This is a genomic window from Ginsengibacter hankyongi, from assembly GCF_008710285.1.
GTDB lineage: Bacteria > Bacteroidota > Bacteroidia > Chitinophagales > Chitinophagaceae > Ginsengibacter > Ginsengibacter hankyongi.
Genome location: NZ_VYQF01000007.1, coordinates 126,088 through 141,699, shown reverse-complemented (window position 1 = coordinate 141,699; position 15,612 = coordinate 126,088). Strand labels below are relative to the sequence as shown.

At 34.4% G+C, this 15,612-nt stretch carries 17 protein-coding genes and 1 tRNA gene; 8 read left to right on the top strand and 10 right to left on the bottom strand.

Annotated features, from left to right (window positions below):
- Positions 1-56: 56 nt before the first annotated feature.
- Complete coding sequence (locus FW778_RS18540) at positions 57-1,394, bottom strand: OmpA family protein (protein WP_150416350.1); 1,338 nt, start codon at positions 1,392-1,394, stop codon at positions 57-59.
- 224 nt (positions 1,395-1,618) lie between these two features.
- On the opposite strand from FW778_RS18540, the gene FW778_RS18535 reads away from it, so the two are divergent.
- The 3 genes from FW778_RS18535 (at position 1,619) to FW778_RS18525 (ending at position 3,233) form a co-directional block, all read left to right on the top strand.
- A tRNA-Arg gene (locus FW778_RS18535) sits at positions 1,619-1,691 on the top strand.
- A gap of 117 nt (positions 1,692-1,808) precedes the next feature.
- Positions 1,809-2,483 carry a uracil-DNA glycosylase gene (ung, locus tag FW778_RS18530; protein ID WP_317132386.1) on the top strand — a complete coding sequence of 225 codons (675 nt, stop codon included), beginning with the start codon at positions 1,809-1,811 and terminating at the stop codon, positions 2,481-2,483.
- 9 nt (positions 2,484-2,492) lie between these two features.
- On the top strand, positions 2,493-3,233 hold the full coding sequence (locus tag FW778_RS18525; protein ID WP_150416349.1) for a lysophospholipid acyltransferase family protein: 741 nt from the start codon (positions 2,493-2,495) through the stop codon (positions 3,231-3,233).
- 30 nt (positions 3,234-3,263) lie between these two features.
- On the opposite strand, the gene FW778_RS18520 is transcribed toward FW778_RS18525, so the two are convergent.
- The gene (locus tag FW778_RS18520; RefSeq protein ID WP_150416348.1) at positions 3,264-3,929 is read right to left on the bottom strand and encodes a response regulator transcription factor; all 666 of its coding nucleotides are present in this window, start codon (positions 3,927-3,929) and stop codon (positions 3,264-3,266) included.
- Positions 3,930-4,651: 722 nt separating this feature from the next.
- Here FW778_RS18520 and FW778_RS18515 point away from each other — a divergent pair.
- The 4 genes from FW778_RS18515 to FW778_RS18500 all read left to right on the top strand — a co-directional run bounded on the left by FW778_RS18515 (position 4,652) and on the right by FW778_RS18500 (position 7,343).
- Positions 4,652-5,029, top strand: a complete 378-nt coding sequence (locus tag FW778_RS18515) for a hypothetical protein (protein WP_150416347.1) — start codon at positions 4,652-4,654, stop codon at positions 5,027-5,029.
- A 390-nt stretch (positions 5,030-5,419) separates the two neighbouring features.
- Positions 5,420-5,785 (top strand): hypothetical protein, encoded by a 366-nt coding sequence (locus FW778_RS18510; protein ID WP_150416346.1) that lies wholly within the window; start codon positions 5,420-5,422, stop codon positions 5,783-5,785.
- Positions 5,786-5,801: 16 nt separating this feature from the next.
- Positions 5,802-6,632, top strand: coding sequence for a sensor histidine kinase (locus tag FW778_RS18505; RefSeq protein ID WP_150416345.1), 831 nt, complete (start codon positions 5,802-5,804; stop codon positions 6,630-6,632).
- A 60-nt stretch (positions 6,633-6,692) separates the two neighbouring features.
- Positions 6,693-7,343, top strand: coding sequence for a response regulator transcription factor (locus tag FW778_RS18500; protein ID WP_150416344.1), 651 nt, complete (start codon positions 6,693-6,695; stop codon positions 7,341-7,343).
- 45 nt (positions 7,344-7,388) lie between these two features.
- Here FW778_RS18500 and FW778_RS18495 read toward each other — a convergent pair whose 3' ends face one another.
- The 8 genes from FW778_RS18495 to FW778_RS18460 form a co-directional block, all read right to left on the bottom strand.
- Positions 7,389-8,054, bottom strand: coding sequence for a CoA transferase subunit B (locus tag FW778_RS18495; protein ID WP_150416343.1), 666 nt, complete (start codon positions 8,052-8,054; stop codon positions 7,389-7,391).
- A gap of 26 nt (positions 8,055-8,080) precedes the next feature.
- Positions 8,081-8,779, bottom strand: coding sequence for a CoA transferase subunit A (locus FW778_RS18490; protein ID WP_150416342.1), 699 nt, complete (start codon positions 8,777-8,779; stop codon positions 8,081-8,083).
- A 15-nt stretch (positions 8,780-8,794) separates the two neighbouring features.
- Positions 8,795-9,238 carry a DUF4296 domain-containing protein gene (locus FW778_RS18485; RefSeq protein ID WP_150416341.1) on the bottom strand — a complete coding sequence of 148 codons (444 nt, stop codon included), beginning with the start codon at positions 9,236-9,238 and terminating at the stop codon, positions 8,795-8,797.
- Complete coding sequence (gene porD, locus FW778_RS18480) at positions 9,238-10,152, bottom strand: type IX secretion system protein PorD (RefSeq protein ID WP_150416340.1); 915 nt, start codon at positions 10,150-10,152, stop codon at positions 9,238-9,240. Before porD ends, FW778_RS18485 begins: the two co-directional genes overlap by 1 nt.
- Positions 10,145-11,350 (bottom strand): bifunctional phosphopantothenoylcysteine decarboxylase/phosphopantothenate--cysteine ligase CoaBC, encoded by a 1,206-nt coding sequence (gene coaBC, locus FW778_RS18475; RefSeq protein WP_235906424.1) that lies wholly within the window; start codon positions 11,348-11,350, stop codon positions 10,145-10,147. Before coaBC ends, porD begins: the two co-directional genes overlap by 8 nt.
- 148 nt (positions 11,351-11,498) lie before the next feature.
- On the bottom strand, positions 11,499-11,840 hold the full coding sequence (locus FW778_RS18470; RefSeq protein ID WP_150416339.1) for a DNA-directed RNA polymerase subunit omega: 342 nt from the start codon (positions 11,838-11,840) through the stop codon (positions 11,499-11,501).
- Positions 11,809-12,636, bottom strand: a complete 828-nt coding sequence (locus FW778_RS18465; RefSeq protein WP_235906423.1) for an outer membrane protein assembly factor BamD — start codon at positions 12,634-12,636, stop codon at positions 11,809-11,811. Before FW778_RS18465 ends, FW778_RS18470 begins: the two co-directional genes overlap by 32 nt.
- Positions 12,637-12,785: 149 nt before the next feature.
- Positions 12,786-14,345: an OmpA family protein gene (locus FW778_RS18460; RefSeq protein ID WP_150416338.1), complete on the bottom strand. Its 1,560-nt coding sequence runs from the start codon at positions 14,343-14,345 to the stop codon at positions 12,786-12,788.
- A gap of 291 nt (positions 14,346-14,636) precedes the next feature.
- Here FW778_RS18460 and FW778_RS18455 point away from each other — a divergent pair, with 291 nt between their 5' ends.
- Entirely contained in the window at positions 14,637-15,599 is a 963-nt protein-coding gene (locus FW778_RS18455) for a polyprenyl synthetase family protein (protein WP_150416337.1), read from the top strand.
- Positions 15,600-15,612 lie beyond the last annotated feature (13 nt).

Sequence of the window (15,612 nt, the reverse complement as noted above, 5' to 3'; positions counted from 1 at the left end):
AAAACCCTGTAAAAATTTTACAGGTTTTTTTGTAAATATAGCTTTAAATAATTCGCTCAATAATTCCTCAGCTTCATTTCTACTCTCCTGTTTTTAGCACGGCCTGCAGCAGTTTTGTTATTTGCAATCGGGTCATTAATACCGTGTCCTGTAGCGGTTATCCTGCTTTCTTCAACTCCGTTGCTTATAAGGTATTGCTTTACGGAATTAGCCCTGTTTTCTGATAATACTTGGTTCTTATCGGCTGAACCTGTAATATCAGTATAGCCATCAACATCTATTTTATAAGATGGATTATCCTTCAATATCTGTGCAACATCTTTTAATGATTTGTAAGATTTCGCAAGCAGCTTTGAACTACCTGTTGCAAAGAAAATATTTTTTGCAGCCTTGTTTACCTTTTCAACAACTACCACATCTATTACAGGGCATCCAAAGTTTGATGCAGGGCCTGCTTCATTTGGACATTTATCTTCTTCATCGTTTACACCGTCATTGTCTTTATCTGGTATCGGGCATCCCTGGTAACGGGCAACTCCCGCAACTGTGGGGCATTTATCTTCCTCATCATTTATACCATCTTTATCAGTATCAGGTATGGGGCAACCGTTATACTTAGCAATACCTGCAACATCAGGACATTTATCATCTTTATCCGCAATTCCATCTCCGTCTTTATCAGGGCATCCCTGCAACGCCGCCGTTCCAGCCTGGTCGGGGCATGCATCCAGACTATCAACTATTCCATCCCCATCACGATCCTGAACTTCCACAATTGGTACAACAACAGGAGCGGCAACTTTTTCTTTACTTATATTTACAGCCACCCCTAATGAATGGTATAAGTTATTAGGGAAAACATCTTTACTTAAAGAAACCCTGTATTGAGTTTGCAGGAGAAAATACACCTGGCTTTGAATATTAAACTGAAATCCTAAGCCCAGCGGTACATAACCACCAAATTTGTTGGTATAATGTCCGCCTCCAATACCGGCAGTTAAAAAAGGAGTAAACAAATGATCATCACTTAACGGATGAAAATTTAAAGCACCTTCAAGCTCTGCTCCAAATTCATTTTCATAAGACTGTCCTGAATTATTTAGTGCATAATTATAAAAGATACCATTAAATTTTCCTGAAAAGTCAATATACTTATTTAAACCTCTCCAATAAGAAACAGTAAAGGCAGAACTTTGTTTCGTTGGATTAAAAATATCACCCTTTTTAAAAACCTGTTTTAAAGAAGTGGTATCTATTTGAGTGGGTGAATTATAGTCCACTAAGGCAAAATGAAATCCAATTAGGGACTGTTTAACAGGGCCTAAAAATTTTTGCGCAAGTGCAGAATAACCTATGCAAAGTGCCAAAAATGTGACTGTAAGTTTTAGTTTCATAAATAAATATTTATAGTTAAGTAATGTACAATTCTGAGGAAATGAAAATTAATTTTTTGCCAAAGCAAAGATACTAACGTATACGAAATAAGTCTGTTTTATATTTGCAATACATTTTTTAATTAGATTATATTTGCAACATTTTTAAAGAAAAAAATTTCGCCTTGCGAAATGCTGGCGCCATTTTTTTAAATATCAATTTGTAAGAGATTATAACTATTGCGGGCCCCGTAGCTCAGTGGATAGAGCAACAGCCTTCTAAGCTGTGGGTCGAACGTTCGAGTCGTTCCGGGGTCACAACTTTTTAAACTTTTAAATCCTGGAAAGTTTTTGAGTTATTACTAGCTTCTCACATTTGTATTCTCATTATTTTTAAGTTTAAGATAATTGCAATAGGGGTATTTTAAAATAAATATGATGAATGTTCAAATTGAGGAAAGCTGGAAAGAAGTTTTAAAAGAAGAATTTGATAAGGTATATTTTCAGCAAATTGTAACTTTTCTTAAAGCAGAAAAATCTGCCGGAAAAATAATTTATCCCCCCGGCCCATTAATCTTTAATGCGTTTAATAAAACGCCATTCAACAAAATAAAAGTCGTTTTATTAGGACAAGACCCTTACCATAATCTAGGGCAAGCTCACGGGTTGAGTTTCTCAGTTCCTGACGGAATAGCAAAACCTCCGTCGCTTGTTAATATTTTTAAAGAACTGGAAAATGACCTTGGGATTGCCCCTGCAAAAAATGGAAATCTTGAGAAGTGGGCTTTACAGGGAGTGTTACTTTTAAATGCATCGTTAACCGTTAGGCAAAATGAACCGGGTAGCCACAGCAAAATTGGTTGGCTTCAATTTACTGACAGTGTGATTTCAAAAATTTCGGAACAAAAAAAAGGAATTATTTTCTTGTTGTGGGGGAAATTTGCACAGGACAAGCAATCTTTAATTGATGAAACAAAACACTATGTTTTGAAGGCTGCGCATCCATCTCCATTTAGTGCAGATAAAGGATTTTTTGGTTGCAAGCATTTTTCAAAAACAAATGAATTACTTACTTTGCAACATAAAGAGCCTATTGATTGGAAACTCTAAACACGGCAAATGAAAAAGATTTTATCACGCGTTTTTGCTGCCTGGGCACTTATTGTATTTATTATTACAATGCTACCTGTTGCACTTTTGATGTGGATGATCGGGACTATTAAAGAACCGAAACGCACCAATTACTTTCGTATTATTTCAAAAATCTGGATGCGTATTTTCTTTTTTTTAACCGGGTGTAGCTTAAAAATAAAGGGAATAAACAACTTCAAACCGGGAGAAAAATACATTGTCATTTGTAATCATAATTCATTAATGGATGTTCCGTTGAGCACACCTTTTATACCGGGCGCTAATAAAACGATTGCAAAAGCAGAAATGGCAAAAATCCCAATATTTGGGCTAATATATAAAAGAGGATCCATACTTGTTGACAGGAATGATAAAAATAGCAGGAAGAATAGTTTTAAAAAAATGAAGGAAGTTCTTAATTTGGGAATGCATATGTGTGTGTATCCTGAAGGGACAAGAAATAAAACCGAAATGCCTATAAAGGAATTTCATGATGGAGCCTTTAAATTAGCCGTAGAAACCGAAACCAATATTTTACCCGCCTTGATGTTTAATACAAAGAAAGTTTTGCCGCCGGGCCAAGCTTTTTATTTTTGGCCCACAAAAATGGAACTGCATTTTCTTCCGCCCGTAACTATTTCAAAATCGGACGATGTTGAATTAGTAAAGCAAAATCTTCATAAAATAATGAGCGAGTATTATATTAACCAGCTAAAAAAATTGCCCTAAGAAATAATGAGTGTAAAGGATTATTGCACATCACTCAATAATTTTATTCCTCATACCATACGTTATGAGGCCACCGATAGTTTTGGCGCCTACCTTATTCTTCATATTCTGGCGAATAGTTTCAATAGTTCTGGGGCTTAAAAAAATAATTTTAGAAATCTCTTCTGTTGTTTTGTCTTCTGCAAGTAGTTGCAATATTTTCAGTTCCTTTTCACTAAAGGCAATTGGTACACTACTTCCGTAATGGTGACGAATATTTTTTTTCTGCATCAGTTTTCCCATCACAGCGTTATTCACTAACTGGTTAAAATAAAACTCATCGTTCATGCAGGTAAGTATAGCTTCATAAATTTCGTCAGGGTCAGTAGTTTTTGTAAGATATGCGTTGGCACCCATTTCCATCATTTTGCTAATCATCTGTTGATCATCATACATCGTAAGGACTATTATCTTAACATCGTCATGTTCTTTACGAAGCATGGAAATAGCGTTTATGCCATCAATTTCCGGCATTCGTATATCCATCAATAAAACATCTGGCTTTTTGATATCAATTTTGTGCATAAGATCTTTACCATCTTCAGCCTCCCATATCATTTTTAGATTATCTTTCGCTGAGAGCGCCATTTTTATTCCATCCCTGAAAATCTTGTGATCATCGGCAATTGCAATTTTAATTACGGTGGTTATAGACATGGATTTATAAGCTTACGTTTTTAATGGTAGTATTATTAGTAAAAATATAAAACTATAACGAAGATTAAACAAATCTATTTCAGAAAACACCCAATATTTTTGGTTTAAGCCTAATTTTTTCTTGGTAATAATACTTTAGAGATTTTACTATACTAGATTAAATTATTTACTAACGTATATTTGCATTTTTACTTAATTAATTGTATTAATAACATAGCAATAAATAAGCAATTTTGCCCTCTAGCATGTTAGAACATTTTTTTTCAATAGACGATTTATAAAAATTGCTGTGTTATTACATCTACAATTTTTATTTGAATAAGAGAGATAACGGTTACTAATTAACCCGACATAATCTGTCAGTGATACCCAATCGACTTAAGTGTCAATATTGACAGACTTTTTCGGGTCAAATTATCATTCGATCAGCATAAAGTCCCGCCTTATCGGTTTTTTACTATTTGGTTTAAAGTAGTTGTACTGAGTGAAAACTCTCTTTAATTTGAATAGTAAATTTACTATTTTTAACGCGTAAATTTACCTCATTTTAAACGTATTTTATACGTTTTGTTTTGCCTAAAACCCTTATTGATAAAGCCTTTCGGCAAATTTAAGGAACATCATTCAACAAAATGTTGGTTGTATTATATTTTCTTTTTTAGGAAGTTAGTGTTTGAAATTAATTGAATAAACCACAAAAAAACAACTTAAAACTTACAATTATGACACAAAATGCGCTTTTAGAAACCAAGAATTTGGCTGAAGTTGGCGAAAACATCGGCCTTAATGAAGGTATCAAATTAGTAAATGCTTTCAGGGAAGCTAACCCAACAGCTACAAAAGGTTATTACATCGGGCGGAATATACTTGAGCAGATCATGGCTCAGCCAGGTTGCGTAGGAATCAATTTCCGTAAATGCCTTACCAACATGAACGAAGAACATTTAGTTTACACTGCAGTTGATGCAGACGGTAAAGACATCCTTGAATTTTCTGTAGTTACTAATACAGGAGATATAGCAAGGCAGGATGCAATTGTTGCTGATAAAACAATATATTGGGATGGTTTAAACGGTATTATTGAAGTATTAAATGCTTAAATTTCAAAAAATTAAAATAGATAGCTATATTTGGTCTTAAACCAACCTGCTATCTTGAGTTCAATAACATTAATAAGTAACTTCTCTGATTTATTACCCTTAGTATTTTTTCTTTTATTTAAAAAAAATAACAATGAAAAATCACTAAGGGTAATTTTTTATTATATCATATATTGTATAATAAATGAAGCAATTGGTTACTACTTTTATGAAATACATTTTAAAAACATTTTCATTGTTTTTGCAATTTACACTGTTGTAGAGTTTTCTTTCTTTTGTTTGTTTTATTATTACGCCATGCCTTCCGGAGGACGTATAAAAAAAGGCGTTCTCCTAATCTGGAGTTTGTTTTTCACATTTTCTTGTATTGACTTTTTCTTAATTAATCAAATGAATGCATTTGATTCCATCACTTCGGGAGTAGAGTGTATTTTTATTATACTCTTGTGTATATACTACCTTGTTGTTCAATTAAAAGGATCTAATAATCTTTTTGTATATTCAACATCCAATTTTTGGATCGTTATTACGTTTCTTATTTATTTATCAGGAACTTTTTTTCTATACATCATGACGGAAAATATGATTAAGGACAGGGCATTTCAAATACAATACCTTATTATTAACTCCTCATTTAATATTTTAAAAAATGTATTACTTTCAATAGCAATGCTGATGAAAGAGACTCCCCCAAATGAACAGGCTCAGAAAAATAAAAATTGGGATGACAGGCTTTCTTATAATTTAAAAAACTAAACCGCGTTCATTATAAATGTACTTCCTACAAGCATCAGGAAATTCTTATGGTTTATCAAATGTACTTATATTTGGTACGATTGGCATGTTTGTAATGGCAATTACCCTTGTATCTGTTGTGGTATTTCACCAGCGAAGGGTTATTAAATTTAATAAGCAACTTCAAAAAATGGAAGAGGAAAAGCAACAAATGTTGCTAAAGGCCTCTATAAATTTCCAGGAAGAGGAAAGGCAACGAATTGCCGCCGATCTTCATGATGACGCGGGGCCGCTCTTAGCTACTGCAAGGCTTTATCTTAATGAAAATCTTATTCACCAGGAACCTGCCATTCAGTTGCAATCAATCTTTAGTGCAAAGCAAATTATTGATGATAGTATTCAGCTAATTCGCAATATTTCTCACAGCCTTATGCCGCCCACTCTTAAAAATTTTGGATTAGAATCAGCAATGAAAGACCTATTCGAAAAAATAAATGGTTCTGGTGTAATTAATGCCAGTACTCGTTTTCATGATAATAGAGAGAGATTAAGGGAAGACCAGGAATTACTTGTTTTTCGCATATTGCAGGAATTAGTAACAAACATAATTAAACACAGCTGCGCAGGATTTATTCACTTAACCCAAAATGTACAAGGGAATTTTTCATATTTTCGCATACACCATGATGGAAAAGGGATTCTGCAGGAAGAATTCGAAAAACTAAATTATGATTCTGGTGGCCTCGGATTAAAAAATATTGAGAGCAGAATTAAAGTATTAAAAGGTAACATTTCATTTGATATAGACAGTACACAAACTTATTATAAAGTAACAATTGAAGTACCAAGAGAACCCGCTAGAAATTAGACCCTGATGATTTTCTTTTGGCCAATTTTACCTTTTTAATTTAACCCCCTTAAGTTAATTATGGATACAATTAAAGTTGCCATAGCTGATGATCATAAAATTTTCAGAAAGGGAGTCATACTTTCTTTAAAACCATATCATAATATTCAGTTCGTGCTCGAAGCTGAAAATGGAGAAGAGCTAATCCAGGGAGTAGAACAGGCAAATCCTGACATAATACTTATGGACCTCAAAATGCCGGTGAAGGATGGCATTGAAACAACTAAATATATTAACAGACATTTTCCTGCTATTAAAATCCTGATCTTAACTATGTATGAAGATGAACGCTTTGTTGGACATCTTATGGATAGCGGTGCAAATGGATATTTACTAAAGAGCACAGATCCTGAAGAAATAAAACAAGGGATCATGGATGTAATGAGAACAGGTTTCTATTTAAACAATTTTGTAAATAGGGTTCTTATTAAGAAAAATTATTCTAAACAAAAATTCAATCCCAACCTTAATAGTGAAGTAGTTATAAGCGATAGAGAAAAAGAAGTACTTTCTTTAGTTTGCCTTGAGTATACCGCCCAGGAAATCGCTCAAAAAATGGATATAAGTGCGAGAACTGTTGAAGCTATTAAAGACAGGTTAATGGAAAGATTCGGTGTAAAAAATTCTGTTGGGCTAGTTTTCTTTGCTATGAAAAATTCGCTAATAGATTAGTCGGCAGGTAAATTATAATTTTCGGTTGCTTGTAAAACGGAAGCCCTATTCGAAATCCGATAAGTTCATTTCTGGCACATCTAAATTAATGTAAAGTTTGCCCTCTGTTTTACTTTTTATTTCGTCTACAGATACGCCGGGAGCTCTTTCAACCAGGTGAAATCCATCTTGCGTTATATTCAAAACTCCGAGTTCTGTTACTACCTTTTTTACGCAACCAACTCCTGTTAACGGAAGTGTACATTGTGACAGCAATTTCGATTGACCTTTAGGGTTAGTATGCATCATTGCCACAATAATATTTTTAGCACTTGCTACAAGATCCATAGCCCCACCCATACCCTTTACCATTTTACCCGGAATTTTCCAATTGGCGATATCGCCTTTTTCGCTCACCTCCATTGCACCAAGCACCGTGAGGTCAACTTTACCCGAACGGATCATTCCGAAGCTCATTGCGCTATCAAAAAAAGCCGAGCCTGGTACTGTGGTTATGGTTTGCTTGCCCGCATTAATCAAATCAGCATCCTCCTCGCCTTCTAACGGAAAAGGTCCCATACCAAGCAGCCCATTTTCAGATTGAAAAACGACATCAATGTCTTTTGGAATATAATTAGCAACTAAAGTGGGAATGCCAATTCCCAGGTTTACATAAAAGCCATCTTTTAATTCCATGGCTATTCTTTGTGCTATTTGGTTTTTATCTAACATGATAAATTGTGTAATTAATTTAGCTATTACTCTAATTTTCTCACTGTTCGTTGTTCAATTCTTTTTTCATAGTTCTTGCCTTCAAAAATTCTATGAACATAAATTCCGGGTGTGTGTATTTCATCCGGATTAAGTTCTCCCGGCTGCATTAATTTTTCCACTTCTGCAATAGTAATTTTGCCCGCCATAGCCATTAGTGGATTAAAGTTTCTTGCAGTCTCCTTATAAATCAGATTTCCTAAAGTATCTCCTTTCCAAGCTTTTACTAACGCAAAATCGGCATCAAATGCATATTCCATAAGATATTGCTTCCCTTTAAATTCACGTAATTCTTTGCCGGTTGCAACTTCAGTGCCTACGCCGGCAGGTGTAAAAAATGCAGGTAACCCATACCCAGCCGCCATGCATCTCGTTGCAAGCGTACCTTGCGGAATTAATTCGACATCCAGTTCACCACTTAATAATTGCCTTTCAAATTCACCATTTTCTCCAACATAAGAAGCGATCATTTTTCTCAGTTGCTTTTGTTGCAATAATAATCCAATTCCAAAATCGTCTACGCCGGCATTATTGGAAATACAGGTAAGATTTTTTACTTTCTTTTTTACCAATGCATTTATACAATTTTCCGGAATACCACATAAGCCGAATCCGCCAAGCATTATTATATTGCCATCTGAAATGTCTGCAAGTGCCTCTTCTGCATGATTAAATACTTTGTTCATTTTTATCCTAATATTTTATTGAGTCAACTTTAATGAATGCAATTTTCTTATTGCATTTATTTTTTTAACCGAATCTATTTTTTTTAACGGAGTTGATTTTATAGGCTTATATTTTTCTTGTTGCTCTAACTGGCTTTCCCTTTGTTTTTCGGCGTTCAGACTATCAACAATAATTCGCATTACGTCGGGGTGACTGGTATACCAATTATAGCTTTGATCAAAATCCTTTGATCTAATTTTATAAATATCAAAAATTTTTTGTGTCAATACTTTATTTTCAGCTACTTCATTTACCGTTGAATCTTTTCTTGCAGTTTCGGTAGCAAGAGCCTGTGCCTGGATTACATCCCATAATAATTTTTTCATTTTATTCGGTTGAATAATTTCCGGCGGAACCTTGTTTTTTCCGGAACATGAAATGAAAAAACTTAAAACAATTAATAAGAAAATATTTTTCATTATTTAAGTGCCTCTTTATATTTCGGTGCGTTGGGTACATCTAATTTTTGCAAAAATTCTAACGCCCTTGATTTATCAGGTGGAGAAGCTTTCGAAAATACATTTATAAGCTCTTGCATTTTGCCCTGGAAAAAAAATTGCATTATCATTGTATTAGGGTTTTCGGTATTCAAATTATTGAGCAGGTTAAGAACGTTCAATATTTGAATTCTCGCATTTGCCTCTTCATCATAAAGCTTGTCCATCCCTTGCCGGTAATAGCTATATATAGCATCGTGAATAATTGTATACCGGCTGTTTAATAAATTTTCTGCAAGCCAATAACGATTTCTTGTACCATCAAAAGCTTTCCAACCTGAAATATTTTTGCCTTCCGGCGCATTATTTACTATATTCTGCGCCTTTTGGAAAAAAGGATCTCCGCCCCGCGGCGAAAATGAATCGTAATCCATTCCCAAAATTATATTTATATAGTACGCAAATACGGCAGTTAGATTTGAAACGTCCGGATCTGTTCCTGAAACCCGGTTATCATTAAATTCCAACTGCTGAAACTCAGCATATTTAAATATAAGGTCATTATCCTGGAAATTAATTATTGGAGAAACATATGTTGAATTAAAAATTGGCCTTGCAGATTGAATCGTAAGAGACCCTTTGTAAACGTTAGCTTCGTCAGTAGATTCGAGATTAAGTAAAAAACTACAATCAATTTTTTCTTGCTGGGCAAAATTGTCCGCAGACCATTTACGGTTATTCACAAAATTGTCCAGCGCAGTTTGTAAGGTTTGAAATGTTTTTTTATCTACGTTATTAGCAACACGATTGCTTATAACACTTACTCTGGCTTTAAGTTCCTGTGCGTATGCTGATGTTGAAAAAAATAAAACTAAAATAAGAATGGCTTTATACATTTCTATAATGAATAATGGTGTTTATAATATCTTTAGCAACTTCTTTCTTGGGCTTTTTATCAAATTTGTACTCGTTGCCTTTCTTATCAAAAATAATAATTTTGTTGGTGCCTTTTCCAAAGCCTGCACCTTCATCATTTAAGGAATTAAGAACAATAAGGTCTGCATTTTTTTTAGTAAGCTTTTGAAGAGCGTTGTCCCTTTCATTAGTTGTTTCTAAAGCAAAACCTACCAGGGTTTGATGTTCGGTTTTTAGTTTGCCTGCTGTTGAGAGTATATCTTTTGTTTTGGTTAGCGTTAAGGATAACTGATCGCTTTCTTTTTTTATTTTTTCCTTTGAAATTTTTTCGGGTGTATAATCTGATACCGCAGCAGCCATTATAATAATATCGGTATTGCTTATGTATTTTAAACTTGCCTCATACATTTCTCTCGCTGTAGTAATTTTTTTGGTTTTGATATTGCATGGAATATTTACGTCTGAAGGGCCTACAACAAGATATACATCCGCGCCTCTTGCAGCTAACTCTTCAGCCAGGGCAATACCCATAGTACCCGTCGACCTGTTTCCAATATATCTTACCGGATCAATTGCTTCATATGTTGGGCCCGCAGTAACTAATGCTCTAACACCTTTTAAACTTAATTTGCTGGAAAAAAAATTTTCCAGGTAACTGATAATTTCTTCTGGTTCTGCCATGCGCCCCTCACCCTGCAAGCCGCTCGCAAGTTCACCATCGTTTACGGGCAATAATTGATTGCCGGCAGCTTTTAATATTTCAATATTTCTTTTGGTAGCCGGATGGTGCCACATATCTTCATCCATTGCAGGAGCAATCAACACCGGGCACGTCGCAGAAAGATAAGTCGCCAGCAACAGGTTATCACAAATACCATTTGACATTTTTGCTAAAGTATTGCAAGAAGCAGGGGCAATTAATATAACATCTGCCCAGCGGCCAAGGATTACGTGATTCGTCCAGGTATCGTCATTAAAAAGTTCCGATAGTATTTTATTTTTTGATAAAGTAGAAAATGTTAGTGGTGAAACGAAATCACTTGCAGCCTTTGTCATTATTACCTTTACTTCTGCACCATTTTTAATGAGCAATCGCAATAAGATAACTGCCTTGTAAGCAGCTATACTCCCAGTTACACACAACAATATTTTTTTATCTTTAAGAATTGCGGAGCCCATGAATACTTATTTTTTTAAAAAAATAGTTTACAAGCATTTCCTCTAAATAATCAAACAAAAAAAGGCGGTATAAACCGCCATTAAAATTATAATTTCTTATTCAAAGATTGTTATAAAAACATATTAATATATCTACTACCCCGGAAGATTAATCAAAGAGATTATCTTCATTCCGGCGATAATAAATTTTATCTTCCATAAATTCTGTAGTTGCTAATAGAGCAGGATTAGGCATTCTTTCGTATGCTTTCGAAATTTCTATCTGTTCTTTATTTTCATGAATCTCCTCAAGACTATCAGTATGACTGGCAAATTCTTCCAACTTATTGTGAAGTTCTTCTTTAATAGAAATATTAATTTGGTTTGCTCGTTTTGCTATAACAGCAATTGATTCATATAGGTTGCCTGTTTTCGCCTTTACATCAGTAAGGTTTTTCGTTTCAACTACGTTGCTGGTGTTAGCGCTCTGCTGGCGTCTTAGCTTGCTCATTTTGTATTTTTTTAATATTATTCAGACTAATGTTTTTATAATTTTCCGCCTCTTTCAACAGCTTGCTTTCGGGAAACCTGTCAGCAAAATCAAAATAGGCAGTAGATACTTTTTGATATCGTTCTTCCTGCTTATCGAAAACACTTAACCGGGCGTATTGATAATATGATCTCACGGCCATCATCATGTATTCTTCTCCTTTGCTCGATTCCGGATAGCTATTTAATAAATTTGTGAAAGAAATTCCTGCTGCATGGTATTGTTGAAGATCGTAATACAATTGCGCAGTTTTATAATCTTTCAGTTCCAATTTACTCCTGCATTTAGCAATAATTTCATTCGCATCTTTTATCTTGGAGGAGTTAGGATGCGTGCTTATGAATGACTGCATCATACCAATAGCTTTATTAGTATTTATTTGATCGAGCTCCACCTTGGGCGATTGCAAATAGAAAGTATATGCATGCATATAGGCCACTTCTTCCGCTTTATCACTATTCGGGAACACCTCTAAAAATCCTTTAAACAGATTTTCTGCGTCTGGATAATTTTTCTCATAGAATGAGCAATAAGCGTATTTGTAATATAATTCCTCAAATTTCTGAGTACCCTTAAAAATTGGAAATAATTCTACATATAATTCTTCTGCGTTCTTATACTTCTTATTCTCATAATATTTGTCCGCCATTTTAAGCTTATAGTCGTAGTCTTTGCTTTTAAGCACTTTATTAAACTGCGTCGAACAACTATTTAAAACACCAAGTGACAGAAATAAAATTAGGGCTAATTTCATCATAAGAAGGTGCGAAATTAAGTGATTTTGGGCAAAAATGATTTTAAAAAAAAAATGTACAAAATAGACGCAGTTAATGTTTTGATAATTAGCAACAAAACCCTTCCGAAACGGGAAGGGTTTTGTTATTCACTTAGCAAAAAGTAAACTTATTATTTGGCTTTTATATCAACAGTATTTGCATCTCCACCACCAACTTCACAATTAGTGTCTACACGGTCTGCACTAATTCCTTCTTTCTCAGTTAAATAAGCTTTAATAGCTGCCACTCTTTTATTACAAAGTGCCTGAGACGCTTTGGAAGCAGCCGGATAACCTGTAACAATTATAGAACATGCAGCATTATCTTTTAGTTTTGAAGCAACAGTTGCTAACATTGCCTTAGCATCGTTACTAACAATACTGCTCTTTCCTCTAAAAGATACGCTTGGTAGATCTCCTATCTGACAAGCTGCAGGTGCAGGAACTAAGTTCTTGCAACATTCTGGATCCGGGCATTTTCCCACGCCATCAGCATCAACAGGCTGGCATTCTGTAGGAGTAACTAATTGTTTGTCTTTACAATCAGGTACGCCGTCACCATCAGTGTCTCTTGAAACCCCGTGTGTATCAACCGGGCAACCAGCTGGCGTATTTGGTTCTTTATCAAGTTGGTCCACAACACCATCACCATCAGCATCATCAAATACCGGTTTTGGTATCTTCATGTGCTTAGGATTATTGATTTCGCTGTAGGCATAATCAAGTGGATTGATCCACCAAAGAGGCTCAACAGATTTCTTGCCAACATTGAAATTCAATCCCACAGATGCATAATTATATGAATCAAAGTCACGGGTCTGTACAGGGTCAGCCACTGAGTGTTCTTGCCATTGTTGACCATCCAATAAATCATCTTTAATAAATGTAAACTTATCTTCAATCGCGAGATTAATTCTCTTACTTAATTTAAAAGCTATTCCAGCAATTAAACTACCAGATGGTTTTAATGTATTATCCCCTAAAGTGGGTGAATTCTTCCTATTATTTTCTGCATCGGTTTCATAACTATTATCCATCATGTCCTTCAGCGCTTTCCGAATATCTTTTCTATTTGAATAACCGGAAGCTGTAATTGATGAAAAATTATAAGGAGTAGAACCATTTAAAGCATTAATTTTTGTATTGTAAATTGTCGCACCAAAGCCTACGCCTCCGTAAAGAACGAATCCGGTCTTTTGTTTGTGGAAACGAACATTATTCAAGGTAAAAATTCCCTGAAGACTAAGGTCCTGAACATGACTACGATAATTATAGTAAACCGGTTGCAGAATAGCAGAATTATATGCAGACCATGCCGGATCATTTTTATACCCAAAGGAAGGTTTCCAATTAAGGCCTTTGGCAACTCCATATACATATTCGCCTCTTAAAGAAAAAACATAACCCAGTGCTTTACGAATATGAATGCCAAATCCAGCAGTTGGAATTTTAGCTGATACATCACCACTTACAGAAAACATACCACCTGAAATACCAATCTCAATTTCATTACGCGGCTTAGCAGGAAAATCATAAGTGTTATTCATAAACTCGTTTTGTTGTGCTTGTCCTTTAGACGATATTACACTCGAGTCATAAATATTATAAACGCCGGTATCCTGGGCGAACACACCAAGAGACAACAGGGATAAAATCCCCACTAACATTAATTTGTACTTTTTGCTTGCCATAACTTTTTGATTAATTGATGTCTAAATAAACTAATTGATTATTTACAAAAATATCGAACGAATGCCAAAATTCAAATTTTTTTAGCAATTATTTAGATATTGAACCATTTAAATATCATGATAATTTTGTATTGCGTACATCTCACTATTCTATTTCTATACTCCATTATTAGCTATTTAAACTTTTCTAATTGTATTTTTTAATATTTGAAAGTTTTACATCTACGCGAAGAGCAATTACAATTAAATATTTACTTATTGATTTGTACTATATTGCCTTTTTATAAGTTTATGAAGTTTTCTAAAGATCTTATTGCAGAGGAACTAAACATTTTTGAACAAAAATTTTCGCAATCAGTAAAAAGTAATACTCCGCTGCTCGACAGGATTATGAAATATATTATTAAACGAAAAGGCAAGCAGTTAAGGCCTATGTTCGTTTTTTTAAGCGCAAAACTTCATGGTACTATAAACGAATCAACTTATAGGGCCGCGGCACTCGTTGAATTGTTACATACAGCTACACTGGTACATGATGACGTTGTAGATGAATCTTTGGAAAGAAGGGGCTTCTTTTCAATAAACGCATTATGGAAAAATAAAATTGCTGTTCTTGTCGGGGATTATTTACTTTCAAAAGGACTGCTTCTTTCAACAGGTGCGGGAGATTTTAAACATTTGCATATTTTGTCGGAGGCGGTAAAGCAAATGAGCGAAGGCGAATTGCTTCAATTAGAAAAATCGAGGAAATTAAATCTGAAAGAAGAAACTTATTTTGAAATAATAAGAAGCAAGACAGCTTCATTACTCTCATCTGCATGTGCCGTTGGAGCCTGGAGCACAACCAATGATGAGACGATCACAGAAAAAATGAAATTGTTTGGCGAAAAAGCCGGCATCGCGTTCCAGATTAAAGATGATCTTTTTGATTATGGAAATGAAGACATAGGAAAACCAACCGGTAATGATCTTAAGGAAAAAAAACTTACGCTGCCTTTAATCTATACATTAAATAATATTGATGCTTCTGAAAAAAGAAAAATTATTTATATCATAAAAAATCAAAATAAAGACGCTGCAAAAATTAAATATGTTTTGCAAAAGGTTGTAGAAACAGGAGGAATTAAATATGCTGCAAAAAAAATGGTGGAATACAGGGATGAAGCATTGAAGGTATTATCAGAATTTCCTGAAAGCGATATAAGGAAAGGACTTGAAGAATTAGTAATGTACACAACAGATAGAAAATATTAATATGCCAGTTAGC